Annotated in this window: 15 protein-coding genes and 2 pseudogenes; 6 read left to right on the top strand and 11 right to left on the bottom strand. The window is 67.3% G+C overall.

Annotation, left to right across the window (positions count from 1 at the left end):
* Nucleotides 1-427: 427 nt before the first annotated feature.
* The 4 genes from CP981_RS37335 to CP981_RS37320 form a co-directional block, all read right to left on the bottom strand.
* Complete coding sequence (locus CP981_RS37335; protein WP_085927661.1) at nucleotides 428-1,249, bottom strand: hypothetical protein; 822 nt, start codon at nucleotides 1,247-1,249, stop codon at nucleotides 428-430.
* Entirely contained in the window at nucleotides 1,246-2,151 is a 906-nt protein-coding gene (locus tag CP981_RS37330) for a sigma-70 family RNA polymerase sigma factor (protein ID WP_150522389.1), read from the bottom strand. The genes CP981_RS37335 and CP981_RS37330 overlap by 4 nt, the downstream gene beginning before the upstream one ends.
* Nucleotides 2,148-2,372, bottom strand: a complete 225-nt coding sequence (locus CP981_RS37325; protein ID WP_085927663.1) for a hypothetical protein — start codon at nucleotides 2,370-2,372, stop codon at nucleotides 2,148-2,150. Before CP981_RS37325 ends, CP981_RS37330 begins: the two co-directional genes overlap by 4 nt.
* Before the next feature lie 537 nt (nucleotides 2,373-2,909).
* Nucleotides 2,910-3,620: an HNH endonuclease family protein gene (locus tag CP981_RS37320; protein WP_085927664.1), complete on the bottom strand. Its 711-nt coding sequence runs from the start codon at nucleotides 3,618-3,620 to the stop codon at nucleotides 2,910-2,912.
* Between the two features lie 493 nt (nucleotides 3,621-4,113).
* On the opposite strand from CP981_RS37320, the gene CP981_RS37310 reads away from it, so the two are divergent.
* On the top strand, nucleotides 4,114-4,347 hold the full coding sequence (locus CP981_RS37310) for a DUF6207 family protein (RefSeq protein ID WP_244329979.1): 234 nt from the start codon (nucleotides 4,114-4,116) through the stop codon (nucleotides 4,345-4,347).
* Nucleotides 4,348-4,369: 22 nt separating this feature from the next.
* Here the strand turns inward: CP981_RS37310 and CP981_RS37305 are convergent, their stop codons facing one another.
* Nucleotides 4,370-4,789 (bottom strand): hypothetical protein, encoded by a 420-nt coding sequence (locus CP981_RS37305; RefSeq protein ID WP_085927666.1) that lies wholly within the window; start codon nucleotides 4,787-4,789, stop codon nucleotides 4,370-4,372.
* A 152-nt stretch (nucleotides 4,790-4,941) separates the two neighbouring features.
* Here CP981_RS37305 and CP981_RS37300 point away from each other — a divergent pair, with 152 nt between their 5' ends.
* From CP981_RS37300 to CP981_RS37285, 4 genes are all read left to right on the top strand, one after another.
* The gene (locus tag CP981_RS37300; RefSeq protein WP_085927667.1) at nucleotides 4,942-5,592 is read left to right on the top strand and encodes an HNH endonuclease family protein; all 651 of its coding nucleotides are present in this window, start codon (nucleotides 4,942-4,944) and stop codon (nucleotides 5,590-5,592) included.
* Nucleotides 5,593-6,140: 548 nt separating this feature from the next.
* On the top strand, nucleotides 6,141-10,304 hold the full coding sequence (locus CP981_RS37295; protein ID WP_085927668.1) for a LamG-like jellyroll fold domain-containing protein: 4,164 nt from the start codon (nucleotides 6,141-6,143) through the stop codon (nucleotides 10,302-10,304).
* 509 nt (nucleotides 10,305-10,813) lie between these two features.
* Nucleotides 10,814-17,308 carry a polymorphic toxin-type HINT domain-containing protein gene (locus CP981_RS37290; protein ID WP_143659035.1) on the top strand — a complete coding sequence of 2,165 codons (6,495 nt, stop codon included), beginning with the start codon at nucleotides 10,814-10,816 and terminating at the stop codon, nucleotides 17,306-17,308.
* Entirely contained in the window at nucleotides 17,305-17,709 is a 405-nt protein-coding gene (locus CP981_RS37285) for a hypothetical protein (RefSeq protein WP_085927669.1), read from the top strand. The genes CP981_RS37290 and CP981_RS37285 overlap by 4 nt, the downstream gene beginning before the upstream one ends.
* Nucleotides 17,710-17,800: 91 nt before the next feature.
* Here the strand turns inward: CP981_RS37285 and CP981_RS39665 are convergent.
* The 6 genes and pseudogenes from CP981_RS39665 to CP981_RS37255 all read right to left on the bottom strand — a co-directional run.
* A pseudogene (locus tag CP981_RS39665) lies at nucleotides 17,801-18,110 on the bottom strand (tyrosine-type recombinase/integrase); the annotation flags it as partial.
* A gap of 92 nt (nucleotides 18,111-18,202) precedes the next feature.
* A pseudogene (locus CP981_RS39090) lies at nucleotides 18,203-18,433 on the bottom strand (DNA helicase); the annotation flags it as partial.
* Between the two features lie 733 nt (nucleotides 18,434-19,166).
* Nucleotides 19,167-19,724, bottom strand: a complete 558-nt coding sequence (locus CP981_RS37270; RefSeq protein WP_244329978.1) for a WD40 repeat domain-containing protein — start codon at nucleotides 19,722-19,724, stop codon at nucleotides 19,167-19,169.
* A 325-nt stretch (nucleotides 19,725-20,049) separates the two neighbouring features.
* The gene (locus CP981_RS37265) at nucleotides 20,050-21,519 is read right to left on the bottom strand and encodes a UvrD-helicase domain-containing protein (protein ID WP_085927683.1); all 1,470 of its coding nucleotides are present in this window, start codon (nucleotides 21,517-21,519) and stop codon (nucleotides 20,050-20,052) included.
* Between the two features lie 162 nt (nucleotides 21,520-21,681).
* Nucleotides 21,682-22,548: a DUF6083 domain-containing protein gene (locus CP981_RS37260; RefSeq protein ID WP_085927670.1), complete on the bottom strand. Its 867-nt coding sequence runs from the start codon at nucleotides 22,546-22,548 to the stop codon at nucleotides 21,682-21,684.
* A 158-nt stretch (nucleotides 22,549-22,706) separates the two neighbouring features.
* Nucleotides 22,707-22,970 carry a helix-turn-helix transcriptional regulator gene (locus tag CP981_RS37255; RefSeq protein ID WP_085927671.1) on the bottom strand — a complete coding sequence of 88 codons (264 nt, stop codon included), beginning with the start codon at nucleotides 22,968-22,970 and terminating at the stop codon, nucleotides 22,707-22,709.
* 639 nt (nucleotides 22,971-23,609) lie between these two features.
* Here CP981_RS37255 and CP981_RS37250 point away from each other — a divergent pair.
* The gene (locus CP981_RS37250; protein ID WP_143659037.1) at nucleotides 23,610-24,203 is read left to right on the top strand and encodes a hypothetical protein; all 594 of its coding nucleotides are present in this window, start codon (nucleotides 23,610-23,612) and stop codon (nucleotides 24,201-24,203) included.
* Nucleotides 24,204-24,326 lie beyond the last annotated feature (123 nt).

The raw sequence follows: 24,326 nt of genomic DNA, 5'->3' as shown, positions 1-24,326 counted from the left end.
CTCAACGGACAGTGGTCTTTGCCGCTGTTCCTCGGTGCCGACCCCCGACGCACCGCACCGGACGGCGGACCTGCTGCTCCGCACCCGGAGGGCGGAGCAGAGTCAGAGGCCGCCCCCCAACGATGCGTGATCGTATTAAGCCTCTCCGTTACCACACAAGGGCGCTCATCGCTGGACTACACGCCCCACTACGCGCCTCCGCGCGCCCGATTCCGCTGCGGCACCGCGCCCGCCGCAGGGGCCCGCCCCAGCTCCCCGGCCCCCGCGATGCGTGCACCCGCCGGGCGTTGCCGGCATGGGGGCGCCGTCCGGGGGTTGCCGGCAGGCTGCGGCGGAGCCTGGCATTTCGGCTCCAAGGGCGTGGAGTCCGCAGCGGCTGCTGCGGACTCCACGCCCGGGACACCTTGTTCGTCGCGCGCGATGGAGATCAGCGCGTCGCTGTCTCGCCCATCTGCCAGTTGCATCCTTCCGTGCATCGGGCACGAGCGGCTTCGCGCCGCGCGCGGGTCGACGATTTCGCACGAGCGGGTAGGCGGCTTGGGACGTCGGGTCGGTTGGCAGCCGCAGTGAGCAACGTGCGGATTTTGCGGGCGAAGTTGGGCCCCGGCATGGGCATCTCCATGTCGGGCTCGCGGAGGTAGCCGACCGCCACGGCGGTGGGCATGTAATCCATGAGTTCGTTGACCGCGGCGGAGCGGGGGCGGCTGGTGTGCTTGGAGAGGTGGCGCAGGACGCGCAGGATCGTGGTGGTGGAGGCGCTGATGATAGGTGCGCTGGCGATGCGGTCGCCGGTGTCGGTGTCGGTCTGCGGTGGGGGTTGGACGTCGTCGGTCTGGTGATGCCACCACCGGGCTGTGTCGTCCTCACCGAGGGAGAGGTGGTGGAGGTAGAGGCAGTAGGCCGCTGCGGCCTGGCCGGCGCCGGCAGCGTACTGCCACCAGAAGCGGGCGCCACCGTCGGTGTTGGTCAGCTGAAGGACGCAGGCGAGGATCAGGGCGCTGCGGGGTTCGGGCACCTGGTCGGTGACGAAGCCGATGATGGCGGTGGCCGGGGTGTGCCTGACAAGGGTTTCGCAGAGTGCACGCAGGTCTTCGGCCGCAGCGTTTGGGATGGCGTCTGTCGTGGCCGATGCGACGTCGAAGCGAGTGTCCGGGTCGTTGCCGGGGTCGGAGCGCGGGACGATGTCGCGTGGGACGACGCGGTCAGGTACCAGCAGCGCCCGGGAAAGGATCTCTTGTAGAGGTGTCACGGGGTGGGTCCTCCGGTCTCGGGCGGTAGGTAGATGGCGCGCTCCAGGTAGCGGACGGCGTGACGTTCGTCGGAGAGTACGGCGGCCAGCGGGACGCCGAGGAGGGCAGAGACGCGAGCGGGCGGGAGTCCGCACAGGTGACGCAGCACCATGACGTCGAGCTGGGCGTCGGGCAGTTTGCTGATTGCCTTGAACAGCTCCAGGCTCTCTGCCACTTGGGCCATGCGGTCGGTATCGGAGGTGCGGCTTCGCAGGGCGACGGTGTCGAACGCCGCGGGCCCGAGCTCGGGTCGGCCGTCCATGTGCGGTGTCTTGGACATGACGGTGGCGCGCAGGATGTTCCAGGCGTAGCGGCGGATGTCGGGGCTGGCGAGTGCTTCGTTCCAGTACAGCCAGAGGATGTCGAAGGTGTCGGCCACCGCGGCGTCGCGCGGGTCGTCGAAGAGGAAGACCTGGGCGTAGCGGAGGTAGTCCATCTCCACCATCTGTCGAAGGGCGCCGTGCTCCAGGGGCGGCTTGAGGTTGGCGGTGGCCAGGGTGGCTTTCTCGGTGGAGCGGTCGATCCACTCGCGGGTCTTTTGGGCGTCGAGTGCTGCCTGGCGCCAGAGGCGGTACAGGGGCCATGTGGGCATGTTCAGCTCGGTGGACAGTCGGTGGATGACTTCCCACCGGGGGTACAGTGCCACGCCGCGCAGTAGCTCAGAGAGTTTGGACTTGGCCAGCAGGACCCTGCCGCTGAGGTGGCTGAGGGTCCGTCCGCTGGCGAAATAGCTCTCACGCATCGGCTCCAGCCAGGCTCGATGCGAGCTGCCCACGCAGTCCGCGATCGGGCCGAGCTTGCGGCCAGGGCGGGCCTGTGCCGGGCCGGGAGCCGGCACAGGTGACTCGAAGGGCGTCGTCACGGGGCGGCGTCCTCCTTGCCGGATACCCCCACCGTGCCCTGCTCTGAAGTTGACGCGTTCCGCGAGCGGGTTGCGCGAACGATCTGCTGGACCGTCAGCGCCAGGGCCGGGGCGAGCCAGGCGACGACGGACGCGTGGCCCATTGCCGTCATCACCACGCTCCACGCGAACACCACCATGGTGACCAGCACCACCGTGGTCAGTATCTTTTTGCGGTCCATCCCACTCCTTGAGGTCGGCCGCGGCCATCCGGAGAGCCGCGCGTCGATGCGCTCTCAACAGGCGGGTGCCGAACCGCCGTTGAAAGGGACCTCAGCATTCACGACACCCGCCAGTAACACCACGTGATCAAGGAATCACGGAACATTGCGGGGCGTGGAGTGTTCAGCGAGCGCCCTCAGATGACCGTTCCGACGCATGAATTCGGCAGCCTGACAGCGCTCCGGGTGGAAGTTCCCGATTTTCCTTGCAATCCCCCCGGCTACCCCCGTCAATGGATGCAGGACACCTTGGTGTCGGCCTTCCATCCGGAAGAGGCACGCCCCGTGCCGAGTACAAAGGGGCGAGTCTGGCCGTTCCCGCCTGGCCGCTGTTGGAGGCCAGGCGGGAACGGGCGCGTCCCGCAGGACGCGATGACCGTAGCTCAGGGCACTGACAACGCCCTGGGGACGCCCGATCGCGGCGGGCGGCCTAGCCTTTCCCGCACGGCCTGAGGGATAGAGATGTCCTCGCTTGGGGTGCCGGGGAGTCGCAGCGCTCTACGGTGCCGGCGTGAACGTCACCGTCGCGTCTTTGCACCCTGCGGCGACTGTGCGCAGGGCTTTGAGCTCGGCGTGGTCGGCGGTCAGCTTCCAGCGGAGCTTTGCGGAGATCCAGTCGGTCGCGTAGGTACAGGTGGCATCCTTCGCCGGCGGCATCCACTCGGCCGGATCCTTGTCGCCCTTGGTCCGGTTAGGTCCCAGGCTGACTGCGACGAGACTGCGCTCGGCGCCCAGGTCGTTGGCGTACTGCTCCCGGCGCTTCGTGCTCCACTTCGAGGCGCCGGAGTCCCACGCTTCAGCGAGGGGGACGACGTGGTCGATGTCGAGCTTGCGGGCGTCGGTGACGGTCTTGTCGTCGTAGTAGGAGCGCCACGTGCCGCCGGTAAGGCGGCAGTTCTTGCCCTCGCGGGGCTTCTTGACCGCCTCGGCGAGGAGGACTTCCTTACGGGTGTCGCAGCCGTCGTGGTCCGCGTCAATCCAGAGGTGGAACTTCTCGCGCTCATAGCCAGTGCGAGACTCGGCTGCCACCTTCAGCTGTCCCACGGCCTGGGCCAGCGGCAGGCCGCCGCCGTTCTTGCCCTGGGACGAGCTCGACGCCGGTGTCGACGGCGCCTTCGATTCCTGATGCGAGGTGCCAGGGGTACAAGCTGCCGTGGCGAAGAGCAGCACGGGGCAAGCCAAGACGGCCAGTCGGCGCGCGGAATACATGCAGCCCCCAGGTCGGGTGAGTGGTGTCAGCCCTGAGGATCTACCCACCATGGCAGGGCACGTCAACCATCGAACCCGCGTCGCGGAGCGCGCCTGCACGGCTGGCCGCGCTCCTGCGGCCTTGCGCAGCGCGGATCCACATCCGGGTGAAGTGCGCGGTGGCATCGAACCCTTTGGCCGGCGGCAGGCGTCTGACAGACCACGAAGATCCCTCAAGAGCACCTGCGCGAGTCGGGCCTGGGCTCAGCGGCGTCACCGCTGCCGACGAGGAAACCGCTCACCGGGTGGCGGCTGCGCTCGGCGGGCTGTGGCTCTCCAGTGGCCCGCCCGCCCCGTGGCACGCCCCCGGCCAGCCTCTACCCATCGCGCCGAGCAACCGAGGAACCGAAGTCTTCGCACCGCGGAGCGCGGCCACATAGGATCGTCTGTCCACGTCCGGGTGACTTCCACGGTCGCGCCGAACCCCCGGGTAGTCGGGGGCGTCTGTCTGGCCATGGAGATCTCTGAAGAGCACCTGCGTGAGCCGGGCCTGGTCGTCATCGACATCACCGCGGCCGATGAAGCAACCGCCACCCAGGCCGCGACGGCGCTCGGCGGGCTGTGGCTCTCCAGTGGGCCCTCCGCCCCCTGGCGCACCCCTGGCCAGGCCGGCGTCACCGTCCGCGCCTTCGCCGACCTGCGTCGCGAACCCCTGACCGGCGGCAGTTTCGACCCCGGCACCTGCTGAACCCCCTGCCGACAACGGCCCGTCAGGGGCGGGCAGCTACCGCTTCGACTCCGGCTTCCCGCAGCTTGCGGGCGAGGGCTTCCACTTCGGGCAGCGTTCCTGAGTAGGCCCCTGCCAGCACCTGGCCTGCGACAGCTTTGGCCTCGGTCAGGCCAAGGCTGAGTTCAGCGCGCAGCACCCGCATGACGGTGACGCGCTCCACGGGCGGATTCGGCAGGCGCAACGTGGCCGGCCCGTGGTCGGCGAGTAGCCGGTCCCGCAGCCGGGCGGGGAGGTCCTGGCCGCAGTCGGCCGTTGCCTGCCCGCAGGCCGAGCACACGGACTCCACGTCCCACCGCAGCGATCCACCGATCAGGCCGTGCACGCCCCAGCACTCCAGCTGTGCCCCGCAGTCCACGCACGGAGCGCTGTACCTGACGGACTCGACGACCAGCTCTTCCATACCCACCCCTCGACCACCCTGAGGTTATGTGATCAGTGGGAGCGCGCGGCGGCATGGGTTGTGCTGGTGCTGCGGTATGACTTGCCACTCCCCCGAGTGAGCCCCACCGCGATACCGGGCGACGGCTTGCGCCGCGGCGCTATCAACGGATCATGGACAAGACGACTGCTCGCGCCTTCGCGGCCGCGGCCCTCGCCCTGCTGCCCCTCACCACAGCCACCCCCGCACAGGCTGCCGAGACGCTCAGCCTCCACGCCGGCATCGAAGCACTCCCCCAGGCCGCCGAAGTGCGCGACGGATATGAGCGCACCAAGTTCAAGCACTGGATCGACGAGGACAAGGACGGCTGCCACACCCGGGCCGAAGTCCTCCTGGCCGAGGCCGTCACCGAGCCCACGGTCGGCGCGGGCTGCAAGATCACCGGCGGCACCTGGCGCTCCTACTACGACGAGACCACCGTGGCCGGGCCGTCGGGCCTGGACATCGACCACATGGTGCCGCTGGCCGAAGCCTGGGACAGCGGTGCCTCGCAGTGGACCGCCGCGCGGCGCCAGGCCTACGCCAACGACCTCGGCGCCGAACGCTCCCTGGTCGCCGTCACTGCGAAGACCAACCGGTCCAAGGCCGACCAGGACCCGGCCGAATGGATGCCGCCAGCGGCCACGGCCCGGTGTACGTATCTGGCCGACTGGGTGGGCACCAAGCTCCGGTGGGCCCTGACCGTCGACCGGCGCGAACGCGACACACTGCGCCAACTCGCAGCCGGCTGCGAGAGCACCGACGTCGAGTACGAGCAGGCATAGCACCAACCGCGGCCCGCAGCTTCCGCCGGGACGCAGCGGTGCGCCGCAGGCACGGGCCTGCGGCGCACCGCCACAGGCCGTTGCTGTCGCCCTGACCACGACCGCCTGTACGTCGCCAGCCGGGCACGACGCATCAGCCGCTCGGCTCGCGGAATTGAACCGCCCGCTGTACACCTTTGTGACGTTGGGTTGCTGGCGCGTTCCCACTCCGATTGCGGCTTGAATCCGCACAACCCCACAGCATGGTGATAGGCATCACTTAGCTCCTTAAGGCGGAATGTCGGTTCCACTCCATAGATCACGATTCATGAAGGTATCCAGGCGAACACTCTTGCCTATACGTTCCCGCCCACAACTTCTTCATGAAATCTTCATTTTTTGGGCGGGGGATGACGGGGATGCCTGTCACGGTGCGTCGAAGACGCTTTCAACGGGTGTTATCGGCGGGGATGAGCGGGCTGCTGACAGCAGGCCTGCTGCCCGCGATGCTTGGCTCATCCGCCTGGGCTGCGCCTCGTCCGTCTAAAGGCGCCGCGACCACCGCCAACGTGCACGAGCCGGACGATCAAGCCCCCACCGAAGACGCCGCCCTGGAGCAGGCCAAGCGCAGTGGGCACGAGGTCGAAGTTGCCTCTCTGCGCGGCGAGTCGGCCGATGTCGTGGCCACTGCGGAGGGCAAGCTCCAGGCCCGGCAGTACCTGCGTCCGATCCGCACCAGGGTCTCGGGGCAGTGGAAGGACATCGACACTGACCTGGCCGAGCAGAGCAACGGGACGGTAACGCCGAAGGCCACAGCCGTGGGTCTGGCATTCTCGGGCGGCGGTGACAAGCCGCTGGTGACGATGCGCAAGGCAGGGCGCGCACTGGCACTGTCCTGGCCGGGGACGCTGCCCACTCCGGTGCTCGACGGCGCGGAGGCCACGTATCGCGACGTACTGCCCGGTGTGGACCTGCGGATGGGAGCACAAGCAGACGGTTTCACTCAGCTGCTGATCGTCAAGACCGCCCAGGCCGCGCACAGTTCGGAGCTGGGGCAGCTTCGACTGAAGCTGGCGGCGGACGGCATCGACGTCAAAGAGACCGCTGCCGGCGGTCTGAATGCGGCTGACCAAGGTGCCGGCTCGCCGGTGTTCGAGGCGCCGACGCCGCTGATGTGGGATTCCAGCACGGGCCCCGGTTCCGACGCTTCCCAGAAGGGACTCAAGTTCCGGAAGGCTGCGGGGAGGACGTCCCGTGGCGCCGGGGCCTCGGATGGCGCCCAAGGCGATGAACCGTCGGCCGGTGAGTCGGGCAAGCTCGCGCCAGTGGGGGTGGACGTCCCGGCCGGCCAGGACCAGGTCGTCCTCAAGCCCGACGCCGACGTCCTGAAGGGCAAGGACACCGTCTACCCGGTCTTCATCGACCCGCAGTGGTCCACCCCTCGAGCAACCTCATGGACGATGGCATCGAAGTACTGGGCGTCCTCCCCGCAGTGGAAGTTCAACGGCGACCATGACGCGGGGATGGGGTACTGCGACTGGAACCACTGTCAGCCCGATGACACCAAGCGGCTCTTCTACCAGATTCCGACATCGGCGTTTGCTGGAAAGTCGGTGCTGTCGGCCGAGTTCGTCGTCCGCAACACCTGGTCCGCCTCCTGCAAGAAGAGAGAGGTGGAACTGTGGCGGACCCGACCGATCTCGTCCTCGACGACCTGGAACTCCCAGAACGAGTCGGGGTTCTGGCAGAAGCAGCTGGCCTCGGAAACCTTCGCCTACGGCTACCAGGGCTGCTCGGCCAAGGACGCTGAGTTCGGTGTCAGATCCGCCGTGCAGGAGGCGGCGGACAACAAGTGGCCGACGCTGACGTTCGGATTGAAGGCCGCCAGCGAGATCGACGGTGAGGCCTGGAAGCGGTTCTCGGACAAGGCCTATCTGCGGGTGACCTACAACCGGCCACCGCCGCAGGTCAAGCCGTCGCAGCTGACGATGAAGTACGGCGGCACCTGCAAGAAGTCCGGCGCTGCCGCTCGGATCCGCACCCGGGGAGACATCTACGCCAACGATGTCACCGATCCCGACCGGGACAAGGTCCAGGTCCAGTTCCAGGCGAGCTGGGATGCCGGGGACGGCAAGGGCAGCATCGCGCGATGGAAGCCGGGTCTGACGACGGCGAAGCGCTCCGGCTCCTCCTTCTCCATCAGCCTGCCCGCCTCGATTCCGGCGAAGAAGACGGTGAGCTGGGCGGTGCGGACCTACGACGGCGCGCAGTACTCCCCGTGGTCGTTCACCGGTTCCGCCGAGGCGTGCTACTTCGTCCTCGACACCCAGGTGCCCGCGGCCCCCACGATCAGCTCAGGGGAGTTTCCCCCCTCCGACCCCGAGAATCCGGAGGATCCCTGGTACGACGGGGTGGGCCAGTACGGCACCTTCACTGTCGCTGACACCCACCGTGACGTGAACCGCTACCAGTACGGCGTCAACGGCGACCCGTCCGACAAGAACACGGTCACGACCAGTGCTGGCGCGGCGCGGAACATCCCGGTCCAACCGGAGAAGCCCGGACTGAACTTCGTGACCGTCCAGGCCTTGGACGTAGCAGGCAACAACAGTGAGATCCGCACCTACCGGTTCCGGGTCAAGGCCGGCCAGCCCGAGCGCGCCACCTGGCAGTTCGACGAGCCGACCGGCGCCACCGAGGCGAAGGGTTCCACCCCGGCACGGACCGCCGACCTGCACGGAGGCGCCATACCCGGTGCACAAGGAGTGGCTGGCACCACCGCCTTGTCCTTCAATGGCACCGACGGGTACGCGGCCACTGACATCCCCGTCGTCGACACCTCCCGCGGCTTCTCCATCTCGGCCTGGGTGCGCCCCAGTCAGATCCCCGACCATCCGGCGATCGTCGCCACCCAGCCGGGCAACAACCGGCCGGGCTTCGAGCTGTACTACTCCTCCGACCTCAAGCGGTGGGTGTTCAACCAGTACACGTCCGACAGCCCCGACGCCGGGATCGCCCGCGCGATGGCCGCCCAGCCCGGCGGTGTCACCGCCAACGAGTGGACCCACCTGGTGGGCGTCTACGACAGCACCGCCAAGGTGCTCCAGCTGTACGTCAACGGCAAGCTGGCTGGTCAGACGCCGTACACCACCGCGTGGAACGCCCGCCGCGGGCTTCAGCTGGGGGCCGGTTCCTACGACGGTAAGCCCGGCTCCTTCTTCCCCGGATCCCTCGACGAGGTGCAAATCTTCGACAAGCCCGTCTCGGCCGGCGAGGTCACCCAGCTGTACAACAAGGAGCGCATCCACGGCCCCGGGCGGCCTGCCCGCGCACTCTTCCCGCTCGATGAACCGGCCGACGCCAAGCAGGTCACCGGCCACGGCGACGTCATGCCCGCCGCCCTCCATGGCGGCGCCGAGCCCGGCAAGGCAGGGGTCGCGGGCAACGCCCTGACGCTGGACGGCAAGGACGACCACGCCTCGGTGGACGCGGCGCACTTCAACACCGAACGGTCCTACGCGGTCACCGCCTGGGCCCGGGTCACCGACGCCACCCGCAACCAGACCATCGTCGCGCAGGACGGCGGCTTCCTCAGCTCCTTCTACCTCTCGTACGAGGCCTCCGGCGGCCTGTGGAGCGCCCGGCTGGCCACCAAGGACGCCACCGACGGCAACGTCACCCAACAGCGCATCGCCTCGAAGCGGAAGGCGGCCATCGACAAGTGGGCGCACCTGGCCGCCGTGCACGACACGATCGACAACACCGTGAGCCTGTACGTCAACGGCATCCTGCAGGGCAGCACCTCCGCGCCACAGGCCTGGTACGGCGACGGTGCCCTGCAGATCGGCCGGGCCCTGTACCGCGGTTCGTACACGGACTACCTCACTGGTCAGATCGATGACGTCCGTGTCTTCGACCGCCCGGTCTCCGAGGGCGAGATCCACCAGCTCGTACAGCGCCGTCCGGTCCTGACCGGCCGGTGGCAGTTCGACCAGGCGGCCACGCCCGGGGCCAACTCCGTCGCGCAGGGGCCGACCATGACGCTGGGCGGCGGGGCGAAGCAGGTGCCCGGAGCCGGTTTCCTGGGAGACGGAGGGCTGGTGCTGGATGGCGCCCAGAACTATGCCTCCAGCTCGATTCCCCTCGACACGAGTGAGAGTTTCACCGTGACCGCATGGGCACAGGCGGCATCGGCCCCCACCCGTCCGGCGTCGCTAGTGAGCGCTGAGGCAACGAATGCCAGCAGCTTTGCCATGGGGTTCGTACCGAACCCTAAGAAGACAGGTGATGGAGTGTGGCAGGCGGTCACCGCCCGGACTGACACGAGCGATACCGACTACGACTGGGCAGGCAGCGCGCGCCCCATGAGCAGCGTGGCGGACTGGAACCACATCGCGATCGTGTACGACGGCTTCGCCAGGCTCCTGCGTATTTACGTCAACGGTGAACTCGGTGAGGCGGCCTGCCTGGACGCGGACGGCGACGGCCGGGCCGACGATGAGCAGTGCACCGAGGTGGTGCCGTGGGCCGAAGACGTGATCTCCATCGGGGCCCTGACGTCTCTGCAGATCGGCCGGGCGAAGGGGCGCGGCGCCTTCCGGGACTACTGGCCTGGCGCGATCGACGACGTCTGGGCCTTCCAGGGCGCGCTCACCGATGAACAGATCGGCCGCCTGGCTGGTGAGTGGTACGAGCTGCCCAGCGAGGTACCGAACGTGCCCGACGCGGGCTGATCACCTGGCGGGCGGTTCGGACCGCCCGCCACACACCAGTGCACTTTCTTCCGGAGTCAAACACCACGGTGCCGAGGGCTCCGATCGGTGAGCAACAAGGGGTGGGGACAGAAGTGAACGGCATACGTGGTCTCATCAGACGTGCTCGGCTCCGGCGCAGAGTCGCTATGGGCGTCTCTGTGGTGCTGGTTGGATCCCTGTTGCAGGCTCTCCCGGTGGCTCAAGCGGTAGCGGCACCTGGAGCATCGAGCCGCCCCGACGTCGGAAAACCCGTTCCGGGAATCGATGGCATGCGGGTCAAACCGCGGAAGCTGGCCAAGGGGCCACGCGTCCCCCAAGCACACCCCAAGAGCGATTGGCCCGCGGCCGGTTCCGCAATCCTCCATCCTGCCGAAGGAAGCGCGGCTTCGTCGGCTTCTGGTGCGGGCGGGGATCTGCCTCTCACACTGGCGCCCGCCCAGAGTGTCAAGGCATCGTCCGCTGCGAGGCGCTCCGCGACCCCCCGCGCGGTGACCGCTCGAGTCCTCGGCCAAAAGCAGACCCGCCGGGCCGGCGTCGACGGCATGCTGTTCACGCTCCAGCCGGAAACCGCAGCCACGCCGAAGGGCGCTGTGTCGCCGGCGCCCGTGCGAGTGACCGTCGACTACGCGGCGTTCGCCGGGACCTACGGCGGCGGCTACGCCTCCCGTCTGCGTCTGGTCGAACTCCCCGCGTGTGCGGCGACCACTCCGGAGAAGGACGGTTGCCGCACCGATCGGCCTCTTCCCGCCAGGAACAACGCCGAAAAGCACACCCTGACAGCGGCCTCTGTGCCGCTGCGGGCGAGCGGTCCCACCGTGCTGGCGGTCGTCGGTGACGACAAGAGCGTGAAGGGTGACTACAAGGCGACCAGCCTCTCCCCCTCCGCCACGTGGAACACCAACCTCAACACCGGTGACTTCACGTGGTCCTACGACATGCCGGTCCCGGAGGTCCCCGGAGGTCTCAAGCCGAGCGTGGGTCTGTCGTACTCCTCCGGCTCCATCGACGGCCGCACCGGCAACAGCAACAACCAGGGGTCCTGGGCCGGTGACGGCTTCGAGCTGTGGCCGGGCTACATCGAGCGCCGCTACAAGCCCTGCTCCGACGACGGGGAGAAGCACGCCGACGGCAGCAAGCCCGCTGACCTGTGCTGGGGCTACGACAACGCCTTCATCTCCTTCAACGGCAAGGCCGGCGAACTGGTCCCGGCCGGCAAGGACGAGTGGAAGCTCCAGAACGACGACGGCACCAGGATCAAGCGACTGACCTCGTCGGCTCGCGACAACGATGACAACGACAACGAGTACTGGGAGCTGACCGAACCCTCCGGTACCCGCTTCTACTTCGGCTACCACAAGCTACCCGGCTGGGCAGCCGGCAAGAACACCACGAACTCGGCCTGGACCGTGCCCGTCTTCGGCAACGACAGCGGCGAGGACTGCCACAAGGACGCCTTCAAGGACTCCTGGTGCCAGCAGGCGTGGCGCTGGAACCTCGACTACGTCGTCGACCCGCACGGCAACGCGATCTCGTACTACTACGACAAGGAGACCAACTCCTACGGCCGCGACCTGGACAAGGACGACGACACCCCCTACACCCGGGGCGGCTACCTCAAGCGCATCGAATACGGCCGGTCCTCCGGTGACCTGTACGCGGGCAAGCCGCTGGCGCAGGTGTCCTTCGCCAACTCCGAGCGCTGCCTGCCGCAGAGCGGGGTCACCTGCGCGGCCGACACCATCGACGCCAAGAGCTTCTACTGGTACGACACCCCCTGGGACTTGAACTGCAAGGCCGGCACCGCCTGTGACCAGGGGCGTCTCTCCCCCACCTTCTGGACGCGCAAGCGGCTGACGGGGGTGACCACCGAAATCCTCAAGGACGGTGTCCTCACCCCGGTCGACTCCTGGGCGCTGGCTCACCGCTGGGGCAAGGCCGACGTCGACTACCAGCTGGAACTGGAGTCCGTCCAGCACACCGGCCGGACCGATGCCACCCCGATCACCCTGCCGAAGACCACCTTCGCCTACACCCAGCTCGCCAACCGCCTCGACAAAACCGGCGACGGCTACGCCCCCTACGTCAAGGACCGCCTGTCGACCATCGACGACGAATACGGCGGCCAGACCGACGTCAACTACTCCAAGCCCGCCTGCGCGTTCAACGACCTGCCCACCCCGGAGTCCAACACCAGCCGCTGTTTCCCCCAGTTCATCGGCGGCAGCTCCAGCGACGACATGGACAGGGAGTGGTTCAACAAGTACGTCGTCGAGTCCGTGACGACCACCGACCGCACCGGGGGCGCGCCGGACCAGGTCACCCGCTACGACTACCTCGATGATGCGGCCTGGCACTATGACGACGATGACGGGCTGACCAAGGAGAAGTTCAAGACCTGGTCGCAGTGGCGCGGCTACGGCCACGTCCGTGTCCGGACCGGCGGCCAGGGCACGGGTGCGGACGCCATGAAGACGCAGGAGGACAGCTACTTCCTGCGCGGCATGGACGGCGACCGCAAGACCGCGAGCGGCGGCAGCAAGGACGTCAGCGTCTCGCTGGGCGCTGGGGAGGGCGAGCCTCTCACCGACGACGCCTCCGCTGCCGGATTCGCCTACAAGACGGCTACCTTCTCGCGGCCGGACGGGAAGGTCCTGGCCAAGACCGTCAGCCGGCCCTGGCACCACCAGACGGCCAAGAAGACCCGCGACTGGGGGACGGTCACCGCCAACTTCTCCGGCACGGCCAGCACCCGCGCCTGGACCTCCCTCGACGACGGCGCCGGTGCGAAGTGGCGAACGACCACCACCGCCTCTGCCTTCGACACTGTTGCCGGCCGCGTCAAAGAGGTCAGCGACCGCGGCGACGACTCCACCGCCGACGACGACCGGTGCACCCGCACCACCTACGCCACCAACACCGACAAGAACATCCTCACCCTGCCCGCCCGGGTCGAGACCGTCTCCACCGAATGCGGCACCAGCCCGGACCGGTCCAAGGACGTCATCTCCGACGTCCGTACCGCCTACGACGGCGGCAACTACGGCGCCGCGCCCACCAAGGGCGATGCCACCGCCGCCGCCACACTGAAGAAGCACGACGGCACCACGGCCACCTACCTGGAGACCGGTACCACCTACGACAACTACGGACGCCCGGAGAAGGCCACCGATCTCACGGCGAACGTGGTCGCCATCGGTGACAGCGCGCCGACCCGCACCGCCCGCGCCGACGGCCGCACCACCACCACGGTCTACTCCCCGGCCACCGGCTTCCCGGCCAAGACCGTCGTCACCACACCGCCCGCCGTCGCCAAGGACAGCACCACCGCGCAGACCACCACGACCGAACTCGACCCGCTGCGCGGCCAGCCCCTCGCCACCGTCGACACCAACAGCAAACGCACCACGCTGAAGTACGACGCGCTGGGCCGCTCGGTGAAGGTATGGCTGCCCGACCGCGGCTCCATGCCCACCTACCAGTTCGCCTACTTTGTCGAAGAGGGCAAGCCGACTGCCGTCGCCCAGTACACCCTCAACCCCACCGCCCAGTCGCAGACGGTCTCCTACACCCTGTACGACGGCTACCTGCGCGCACGCCAGACCCAGGCTCCCGGCCCTGACGGCGGGCGGCTGATCAACGACACGTTCTACGACGAACGCGGCCTGGCCGCGAAGGCCTTCGCCCCGTACTACGTGTCCGGGAAGCCTGAACGTGCGCTCTTCAAGCCCGCCGATGCCCTGAGCGTCGAGACCCAGACCTGGAAGACCTACGACGGGCTGGGCCGGGAAACCGAGAGCCGGGACGTCGCCGGAAACGGCGAGGGCGGCAAGGTCCTGGCGGTCACCAAGACACGCCACGGCGGCGACCGAACCACCATCGTCCCGCCAGAAGGCGGCACCGCCACCACCACGGTTACCGACGCCCGCGGCCAGACCACCCAGCTCCTGCAGCACCACACCCGATCCGCCGACGCCCCAGCTGACACCACCCGCTACTCCTACACCCCGGCAGGCAAACTCGAAGGCGTCACCGACCCCGCCGGAAACAAGTGGGCCTACCAGTACGACCAGTTCGGCAACCAGGTCTTGTCCAAAGACCCCGACAAGGGCACAACCAAGGCGGCGTTCGACGACCGCAGCCAGCAGATCTCCAGCGAGGACGCCAACGGAGCCGTGCTGGCCACCGTCTACGACGGCCTCGGACGCAAGACCGAGCTGCACGACAAGACACCCGACGGCCCGCTGCGCGCCAAGTGGGTCTACGACACCGTCACCGAGGCCAAGGGACAGCTCGCCGAATCCACCCGCTACCTCGACGGCAAGCCCTACACCACCAAGGTCACCCAGTACGACACCCTCTACCGGCCGCAGCGCACCGAGACCGTCATCCCCGACTCCGAGGGCGCACTGGCCGGCACCTACCACGCCGGCACCTCGTACTACGAAAACGGCCTGCCGAAAGCGCGCAGCTTCTCCCGCATGGGGAACCTTGCCGGCAAGGGGTGGAACTACAGCTACGCCAACGACACCCTGCGGATGACCACCGTCTACGGCGCAGACATCCGCTCCGACGCCACATACACACTCGCGGGCCAGCCCCTCACCTACAAGATCGTCGGAAGCGGCGGCAAGCCCACCCAGGTGACCAACAGCTACGAATTCGGCACCCGGCGCCTGTCGAATTCCCGTGTCGACCGTCAGGACGTCCCCGGCGTCGACCAGTCCGCCACCTACGGCTACGACCCGGCTGGCAACGTCACCTCACTGTCCGACGTCTCCCGCACCGGCACCGACACCCAGTGCTTCACCCACGACTACCTGCGCCGGCTCACCGAAGCCTGGACCCAGGACGAGAAGACCTGCGCCGACAAGCCCGCCGGCAGCCTGATCGCCGGCCCGACCCCCTACTGGCAGTCATACGGCTACGACACCGCCGGCAACCGCACCAACCTCACCCAGCACGACCCCACCAGCGACGTGGCCAAGGACACCAAGACCGCCTACCGCTACCCCAAGCCCGGCACACCCCAGCCCCACACCCTCACCTCCATCGACACCACCGGCCCCACCGGCACCAGCACCTCCACCTACGGCTACGACAACACCGGCAACACCACCACCCGCACCCTGGCCGGCGACAAACAAACCCTCACCTGGGACATCGAAGGTCACCTCACCAAGGTCACCGAACCAGCCGGCGACAAGGGCACCAAAACCACCGGCTACGTCTACGACGCCAACGGCAACCGCCTGATCACCCACACCGATGACCGGACCACGCTCACCCTCGGTGACCACACCGAACTCACCCTCGACAAAGGCACCGACAAACCCAAAGCCACCCGCTACATCCCCCTCGGCAGCGGCAACCAGGCCGTCCTGGCCGACGACGGCACCTACACCCTCACCCTCGCCGACCGCCTCGGCACCGGCCAACTCGCCATCAACGCCGCCGACCAGACCCTCACCCAACGCCGCCAACTCCCCTTCGGCAGCCCCCGCGGCACCAAACCCACCAACTGGCCCGGCACCAAGGGCTACGTCGGCGGCACCGACGACACGGCGGACACCGGCCTCACCCACCTCGGCGCCCGCGAATACGACCCGGAAACCGGACGCTTCCTCTCCGTCGACCCGGTCATGAACCTGACGGACTCACAGTCCCTCAACGGCTACGCCTACGCCGGCAGCACACCGATGACGGATTCCGACCCCACGGGCCTCATGAGACCCGCCGAATCAGGCGCGAAGGGCTGCGACCCCGTCCTGTGCCCATGGATGAACTGGGGCTCGAAGCAGGACCGACAGCGCTTCCTGAACGGACTGGCGGCCATCAACCCGGCGAGATGGGGCGGCTACCGCAGCCATCCCAAAGCAGCGGTCCTCCCCGGACTCTGGGTCGATTCCACCTGGGAGCGCTCCGACGAGTTCACCAACGCCATCTACGCCGAGGCAACCAGCCGCCAACTGTTCTACCAGGGCATGTTCGACATCGACCCCAGGGAAGGAAGCACACAGGTCACCCTCACCAACCTCAAATTCGGGGTGTGCTCCGAGCTGGAAGGACACTGCCAGGAAAGCTTCGCCCAGCTCCTGTTCTCCTCCATGGCCAACGGCGCCATGACCTTCCTTGGCAGCCGCGACGGCGGGGGCGTACGAGCCGGCGGTGGCAGGCGAGGTGACACCTCCCCCTGCCCCCACAGCTTCCTGCCCGGCACCGAAGTAGCCCTCGCCGACGGCAAAAAGAAAAACATCGAAGACATCACCACCGGCGACACGGTCGTAGCCACCGATCCCGAAACCGGCAAGACAACGACCCGCCCCGTCGTCAGCACCATCGTCACCAAGGACGACAAGCACTTCACCGACCTCACCATCACAACGCCCGCCGGCGAAGCAAGCATCATCGCCACCGACACACACCCCTTCTGGTCCGTCGACAAGAAAAAGTGGATCAACGCCGGCGACCTCCGCCCCGGCACCCAACTCCGCACCCCGCAGGGCACCACCGCCAAGATCACCGCGGTCCGCCACTTCCACAAGCAGCAGCAGACACACGACCTGACCATCGCTGGCACCCACACGTACTATGTGCTGGCGGGTGACACCCCGGTACTTGTTCACAATTCAGGTGGCCCCTGTTCGCTCTACCGAAGCGACACACGTGGCCCGGACGAGATATTCGGGTCGGGATTTGATCCGCGAGGTGACAACATGGACCTCTTGGAGCATGCATCCGGATACTCAACAGACTCTGGGTATGTCTCCACCACCACTTCGGAGTCTGTGGCAATCAAGCGAGGCGGGAACGTCTATGAGATTCGCGGCGTTAATGGAGTCGACGTGAACAAGGAATTTCCAGGAAATCCATTTGCACATGAACGAGAGATTGCAATACCAGGGCGGGTCGACACGAGTTGCATCGTTGCATGCAGGCTCCGAGATGGGACTAGGGTTCGGAACCCCAACTATGGAGGGGGATGATTGTGGAGGAGTTGACCCGGACGGCAAAAAGGGTAGATGGGGAGAAGGTGGATGTGTTGCTCCGAATTTCCACACCGCCTTCGACTCTTCGGATTAGGTTAATCGATGAAGAGTTTGAGCACGTCTACGAAGAGGTCGATCTGCTGGAATGCCTCAAGTCGGCCCGCCGCGACCTTGAAGGTATGGGTCTGCTTCTGTGTTGCCAGGGTGCAAGATTGAATGTCTTCCCGTCGGGGATGACTAGGCAGATGTCGGAAGGTCGACTGGCCTACTCATTGCAAGCGGGAAGAGTGCCCTCCGACGACGACCTCGTGGACATCTTCGCGCCAGCAGACTGCTCCGAGGTCGCGACACTAGAAGACCAACTAGCGGCGGTGCGAGAACTGTTTCGCATGAAATGAAGTCGGCTTCGCCTCGGGCGAATCTGATGGCCCCACCGGATTATTCCGGTGGGGCCATCAGGGTGGTTTGACGGCAGCGCTGACGGCAGCTTCAGGGGACGACGGCTGCGGCGGATGGGTCTTCAAGGACGTCCGCCGGCGAGGGTGTCGATGGCCTGGCGTTGGAAGCGGAGTCGGATGTGGGCGTAGCGGTCACGGTGATGCCGATGTGGGCTTGGCCGAGGAGTTCTGATCACGACCAGTTCGACGCCCTGTTCCAGCAGGAGGGAGGTGGTTGAGTGCCGAAGCCGTGGAAGCGAATGTGGCGGAGGCTGGCCTTGCGTGGTGAAGGCGCGGGTGAGGTTGGGCCGGTCGATCGGTCTGCCCTGCGCAGTGGTGAACACGTGCCCGTTGTTATGCCATTCGGTGGCTGCGCCATCTCGAAAGCGAACCCAAAATAAAGGGTGTCACAATCGCGTCTGTGTAGCAGGTCAAAGGTCCTTCAGGGATCGAGTTAGGGTGGGTTGGCCGGAGGCGTGCCGTCAGGGTGATGGTCGATCCAGGAGAGGCCGCCGAGGTCGAGGCGAATCCTGGTTCAGGTGACGGCGACGTTGGCGAGACAGGCTTCTGCGTCATCGATCGGGGCGGGAATAGGTCGTCCGGAGTTGTCCTGCTGACTGCTATCACGGGGCGGTAGGAAGTCACCTGCGATCCTCACCCTGAGCCATTCATGCCCCTTGGCCTTCATCACGAGTCACCGGAGCCTCCTGTCGACGTACTTAACCCGCAGCCTCCTACGGCCGCACCACTGACTTCCCACCCCAGACGATCGATTTCGTGGAGCTGATGCTGCGGCCCTGCTGCCTCCAGCCGCCCGAAAAGCCCGAGCCAGCCACGGCACAACCCCTTGGAAGGTTCCGAGGCGTGTGAAGCACAGGCGATGCACGTACGCTGGTCTGTCATTCCCGGAGCCAGACCAGCAGACAGCGACAGAGCAATGGTCTTCCGGCTGCGGCATCCCGGGCGGTCGGTTTACTCTTCCTCGCTTCCTGAGCAAGTCGGAATTCGTTGGCCTTGCGGAGGAGTTCCTGATGGCGGAACGGGGGGGTCTGAGCGTGCATGTCGCTGATGCTGCGGCCTTCCCCAAGGTGAAGGTCAAACAGCGAGCTTGCGCACTCTCACATGCTCGGGCTGCGCCGCTTCCCGTGATTCTGCATCGGCTGGACGTGAGGGCCAGGAGGCTTGTTGTGCTTCGCATTCTCGCTACGTTCTGAGGTACGGCAGCGGGAGTTCTGGTGGCTCACGCACTGCATTCCGGCGAGCCAGCGTTGTTCTGGTCGTTTGCGCAGGGCGGGCTGCCAGCGAGCCTCGTTGGTCCATGCTCTCGGGGCATCTGAACGCCGTCGATGCACCAGCGGCTGAGCCGCGCCACTCTGGCACTTACACCATGGCTCGCGGTGGCTGCAGCCATCACTGCTTCAGTGGGCTGGTGTGGCGGGGCACACTGGGGCGGTTGCTTGGCCTCGTAGGTAAGCAGACCGTTCTTCATCGGTGAAATCCCGGTGGAGTACCCGGCAGATATGCTTAATGGCTTCGACCTCGTTAGGAACGGCCGGGTTCCACAGCCGCATAGTTCCGTCGCCGCTTCCGGTGGCGAGGATCTTGCCGTCAGGGCTGAACGCTATGGAGTCCGCCACGCTGGAGATTGCGAGGCGGCTTCGGAGTGGGAGTGCGGCGGCTCTGTAGAGGCTGGCAGCGGCTTCAGCGGTAGGACTGGTGTGGTGTGCATGAACCGCGAGGAGTGAGGCCAGGTCGGGGTCGGACTTCAGCAGGGCGTCCGATTGGGCGGCCAGTTGTCGGGACTGGGCTCGGTGCTGCGCGGTGATGGCAGTGTGTTGTGCAGTGACGGCGGTCTGCCGTTGCCAGAAGGCCACTCCTGTCGCGATCAGAGCGAGAACAAGCATGCTGGCCAGGACTGTATTGATACGTCGGGTGCGGCGGGCCTCGGCCTGATGATGCTGCTGGCTGGCGGTCAAAAAGTTGGCATTGTCGGCGGGCAGGGAGCGTTGGTGGGCCCAGTCCAGGCCTTCGGCGAGGACGGTACCGGCCAGGAGGTCCCCGGCGTGGCCGGTACCGGCGTGACGCTCCTGTTGCTGTTCAGCGCGGTGCAGCCAGGCTTGGAAGCGGTGGTTCTGAGCGACCCAGTCGCGCAGATCGCTCCAGTCGCGAGGGCGTCATGGATGAGCTCCGCAATCGGCTCGCCAGGGCCGGCATCGGGCTGCGGCGCAGTACCGGTGGTGATGATGCGGTGGCCTGTCACAGGTGCCCCTTGGGGTTACCGAGGGTGCGGGCCGGCTTGCCTCAGTGGCCCGGGAGGCTTCCGTCGGGGTGCTGTTCGACCCAAGCGAGGCCTCCGATGTCGAGTCGGGTCCGGGTTCGGGTCACAGCGACGTAGGCGAGACGGGCTTCGCCGTCATCGATCGGGCCGGGAATGGGGCGGCCGGAGTCGTCCTGCTCGTCGCTGTCGCGTGGTGGGGGGAAGTCGCCGGCGATCCGCACGTTGGGCCATTCGCGACCTTTGGCTTTGTGCGCGGTCGAGACGGTCACGTGCGCCTGGCCTTCATGGGTGAGCTGGTTGACGGCGGCGAGGATGGCGTCCGTGCCGTGCTTGTCAACGAGGTCGACTAACGGCTGCAGGTCGCGCCCTGCCGGGTCGTACGAGGCGTAGTCCTGCAAGTCGCCCCATGAGGTGAACAGCACGAGTTCGGGGTGGCTGGTTCGGCGGCCTTCCTTCAGGTCGCGAGCAGCCAGGGCCAGGGCGCGCAGGCTCTCGCCTCCTCCGACGAGGGCTACGCGGCGTCCCGTAGCGAGGAGTTGGACGACTTCGGTGATGGCACCGACGTTCGTGCGGCACAAGACGGCGTCCGGGCAGGAGACCAAGCCGAGTTCGGTGGGGATCGCTTCGCTGCCTTGCAGGCGGATAGGTGCGCTGGCGATGGCGAGCCAGCGGTTGGCTTCGCGTGCGAGGAGGGGCCCGAAGCGAAAGGACTTCGACAGGGCCAGGGAGGTGCCGTCGAAGGCGGTCATGACGTCTTTGGCTCCGCGCCACTGGTAGATGGCCTGGGCGGAGTCGCCGACCATGACCAGTTGGGCGTGGCTGCGCTGGTTGTTGAACATCTGCTCGACGACGGGGTTGGTGTCCTGGGCCTCGTCCAGGAGCAGGAAGTCGGCGTCGATCTTCGGGTTCGTGAGTGACCAGATCTTGAGGTAGTGGTCGTGGTCGAAGCGGACCTTGCCCTCGTCCGGGTGTTGGAGGTCGGCCCAGGCTTTGCGGGCGAAGGGCGCGATCAGTTGGGCGAGTTGTTGGTGCAGCGGTGCTTCTTCGAGTCCTCTGAGGCGGGGGACGTGATGGTAGGTGATGGCAGGGTCGGCGGAGTGGCAGAAGCGGGTGACGGTGCGCAGGGTGGCGTAGGAGAGGGTTTTGGGTGAGAGGTCACGTTCGCCGATGCGGACGGGCTTCGTGATGCCCAGATCATGTCCGGTTTGCCAGGCTGGGCGACGTGGGGCGTTGAGGCGTCGGGTGTAACGGTGTCCGATGGCGGCGAAAGCCAGGGCGTGGGCAGTCTTGCAGGTGACGGTGTTGGGGAAGCGGGTGGCGGCGTCGCGGGCGATGGCCCGGTTGTAGGCGATGTAGCGGCCGCGGCGTTTGGTGCCATGGGCGAGCAGGGCGAGGGTGGTGGTTTTGCCGGTGCCTGCGCCGGCTTGGAGGGCGAGGTGGTCGCCGGCGTGGAAGTGGTCGGCGGCGGCGGTTTGTTCGTCGGTGGGGTTCAGCACCTGGGTTCCATCTGGACAGTCGGGGTGGGTGTCAGCTTGGGGCGCTGTTGATCCGGTGAAGCATCGAGTCACGGACGCGCATGACGGGCGTGCCGGGAGACTGCGTGGTCCGGTTGCAGGGGGTGGGACTGGAGTGTGGCGGGGCTGAGCTGGCGAGTATCACTTGGTGCGTCCGTGGTGCCGGATGGCGGTGGGTAGGCGGGGGTGCATGTGCGAGTGGTGAATCAGCGGGTCGAAGACCTCCCACTCGGCGAGTGCGAGGTCGGCGACCTGTGAGGCGGCCGCGTGGAGGGGGCAGCGTTGAGCGCGCCAGCGCAGCTGCTCTGTGTAGGGCAGTTGGCCCAGGTCGTAGACGGCCATTTTGGGTGCGGGAAGGGTGAGTTGGCCGTGGCGTGGCGTGGTGGACATGAGTGTCCAGGTTCCCGTTGGTGCATCCGGGGTGAGGACGGGGTGGGTGCAGCGGTGGCGTAGGCGGGTCTGTGCGACGCAGCGGATGTCGTCGAGGGGGCGCGGGGCGAGGTAGCGGCAGTACAGGAGTTGCACCACGGGTCGGGCGGGCTGGCACTGTGTGGGGAGTGGGGCTGGTGCGGGTTCGGTGGGGTGTGGGGTGAAGGCGCCGGTGTCGAGCAGGCGTCGGGTGCGCAGTGCGAGGTGGCGGCGCAGTTCGGCGAGCTGTTCGGTGAGTGGCGCGGTGGCGGGGTGTGCGGGGCAGAGGGTGGTGTGGGGGACGCGGCACCAGGGTGTGCCGTCGTGGGCGGGGTGGGCGATTCCGGAGCTGACGTGCCAGCGGTATCGGGCGGGAACGGCGGCCGCGGTCATCTCGTGCGGGTGGAGGCTGATGGGGTGCTGGTTGGTGCGGGTGTACCAGTCGATGCGGTTGCCGCAGTCGCGGCAGCGTGCCGGTTGAGCCGCGCACAGCAGACGGCTGGGGCTGTCCGTAGCGACGCGTAGGGCACGTGGACGGTGGTGCGGGCGGGTGGGGCTGCCGTCCCATCGGCGGGCCGGCAAGGCTGTGGTGGAGCGCATGGCCGTGAAAGTGACAGTCGGCGCGCCGGGCTCGCGGTGCCCATGCCGTCCGCATCCCACGGATGGCTCACTCGTGGCGTGAGTTCATTCGATTCGCGTCTGTGCGTTCGTGGTCGGGGCCCGGATCGGGTGGTCTGCCCAGGGGTGGAGCGAGGAAGCTATTCGGTGGCTTCGGCTGGCGGTGTGTGGCCGTCGCAGAGGGTGCCGAAGAGGTGCTCGATGGAGATGTCGAGGGCGTGTGCGAGGGCGTGCCAGGTCTTGAGGGTGCCGATGGTGCGGCCTTGTTCGATCTCGATGAGGGTGCGTCTGGCCAGGCCACTGCGGTGCGCGAGTTCGTCGTAGGTCCATCCGCGCTCGCCCCGCAGCCGTCCCAGCTCCAGACGCAGGGCGGTGAGGTTGGGGTCGGGCGGGAAGATCGTCACCTTCTTATCCGAAGGTGCAGACCCCTGCCCTGTCAGTGCAGACCTCTGCCCTATTTCTGCTGGTGGCGGCCGTGCGGGTCAGGGCAGAGGTCTGCACTACCGTTCCGCCCGCCCCCCCCATCACAACCCTCGAGGGCCACCTTCCCCGACGCGGACGAGACAGAAAGGCTTGCGGTCATGAGGCTGTGCGCGACCGGACGAACAGTGCGGCGCACCTGGACAGTCGAGCTGCGCCCGCAGCGCGGCGGCCCTGTGATGGCCTGTCCGGACTGTCCTATGGCGAGCAGGCGCTTGCCGCTGGGAACGGCGGCAGTACGGCCCGCCGTGGTGGGGCATCTGGCCGCCCACGCCCGAAGCGACGCACTGCCGGCACATCTGCGCACCTGCCAGTGCCACGCACGGGGCTGCCATTGGCATCCGCGCCACCGCGGCTGCTCAGGCCCCATCCTGCTGGTGCTCACCTGCGAACGCGGCGGGCGCCTGTGGCGGCTGACGGACGCCTGCACCGCCTGCGCACGCGCCACCGCACACAGCGCCATCGTCCCCGAAGCCGCATTCACGGCAACCGTCCTTCCCCCTCCCCCGCGACGCCGCAGGAAACGGGGGAGGGGGCCAGGGACGGCAGTCAGGATCCGGGAGATGCTCAGCTACCTCGCGGCCGCACTTCCTGCCGAGGCCGACGCCGCCGCCCGGCTGCTTGCCCTGCAAGGCGCGCTGCGGGCAACGGCCTCAGGACGGCTCCACCTGCCAGCAGGCCTCCTGCGAAGCCTGCGCTTGAACCAACGGCCATCTCCGTGGCAGGGATTGGAGCAAGTTGGCTGGCTCATCCGCCTGCCTGCAGGGATCACAGGTGTGCCCCGCGGGGTCACAGCACAGCTGCTTGACGCCGCTGTCCTGACACAGGCGCCAGGGCGGCAAGACCGTGCCCACGCCGCAGACAAGGCTCTTCGCCTGACCTCCTGCCGGGCACTTCGCAACCTGCCGACCTCAGATCGGCTGACCGCACTCGCTCTGGTCACTCACCTCTCCCCCGGCAGCGTGCAGGGCGCCATCGAAGCGGACAGGATCGGGCGTGTGTGTGCTGTGCCTCCTGACATCCTTGCCGCCACGCTCGACCGCCTGGTCACCGCCCGGGTAACGGACTGGTGGTCGTACGACCAAGGGGCGGAAGACATCACCTGGGCTCTCGGACCGGCGTTGGTCGAGCAGCATGCGAACGTGTTCGCCGAATAAGGCCCTCGGCTGTGCTCGTCGATCCAACGCGACTTGGCCTGGATGCGTGCCGAGCACCCAACCCGATCACCTGCGCCGTTTACACCACCAAAACGGACAGAGCACTCGCTTTTCAAGGCAAGG

It is taken from the genome of Streptomyces platensis, assembly GCF_008704855.1.
GTDB classification, from domain to species: domain Bacteria; phylum Actinomycetota; class Actinomycetes; order Streptomycetales; family Streptomycetaceae; genus Streptomyces; species Streptomyces platensis.
The sequence above is the reverse complement of the archived record's forward strand: the minus strand, read 5'-3'. Positions and strand labels throughout refer to the sequence as shown.

Bases quoted from the DNA above. Each gene is read 5' to 3' on its own strand.
- CP981_RS37260 (WP_085927670.1), bottom strand. From the start codon at position 22,548: ATGCGCTCCACCACAGCCTTGCCGGCCCGCCGATGGGACGGCAGCCCC.
- CP981_RS37250 (WP_143659037.1), top strand. From the start codon at position 23,610: ATGCTCAGCTACCTCGCGGCCGCACTTCCTGCCGAGGCCGACGCCGCC.
- CP981_RS37325 (WP_085927663.1), bottom strand. From the start codon at position 2,372: ATGGACCGCAAAAAGATACTGACCACGGTGGTGCTGGTCACCATGGTG.
- CP981_RS37310 (WP_244329979.1), top strand. From the start codon at position 4,114: ATGGAGATCTCTGAAGAGCACCTGCGTGAGCCGGGCCTGGTCGTCATC.
- CP981_RS37305 (WP_085927666.1), bottom strand. From the start codon at position 4,789: ATGGAAGAGCTGGTCGTCGAGTCCGTCAGGTACAGCGCTCCGTGCGTG.
- CP981_RS37285 (WP_085927669.1), top strand. From the start codon at position 17,305: ATGATTGTGGAGGAGTTGACCCGGACGGCAAAAAGGGTAGATGGGGAG.
- CP981_RS37320 (WP_085927664.1), bottom strand. From the start codon at position 3,620: ATGTATTCCGCGCGCCGACTGGCCGTCTTGGCTTGCCCCGTGCTGCTC.
- CP981_RS37300 (WP_085927667.1), top strand. From the start codon at position 4,942: ATGGACAAGACGACTGCTCGCGCCTTCGCGGCCGCGGCCCTCGCCCTG.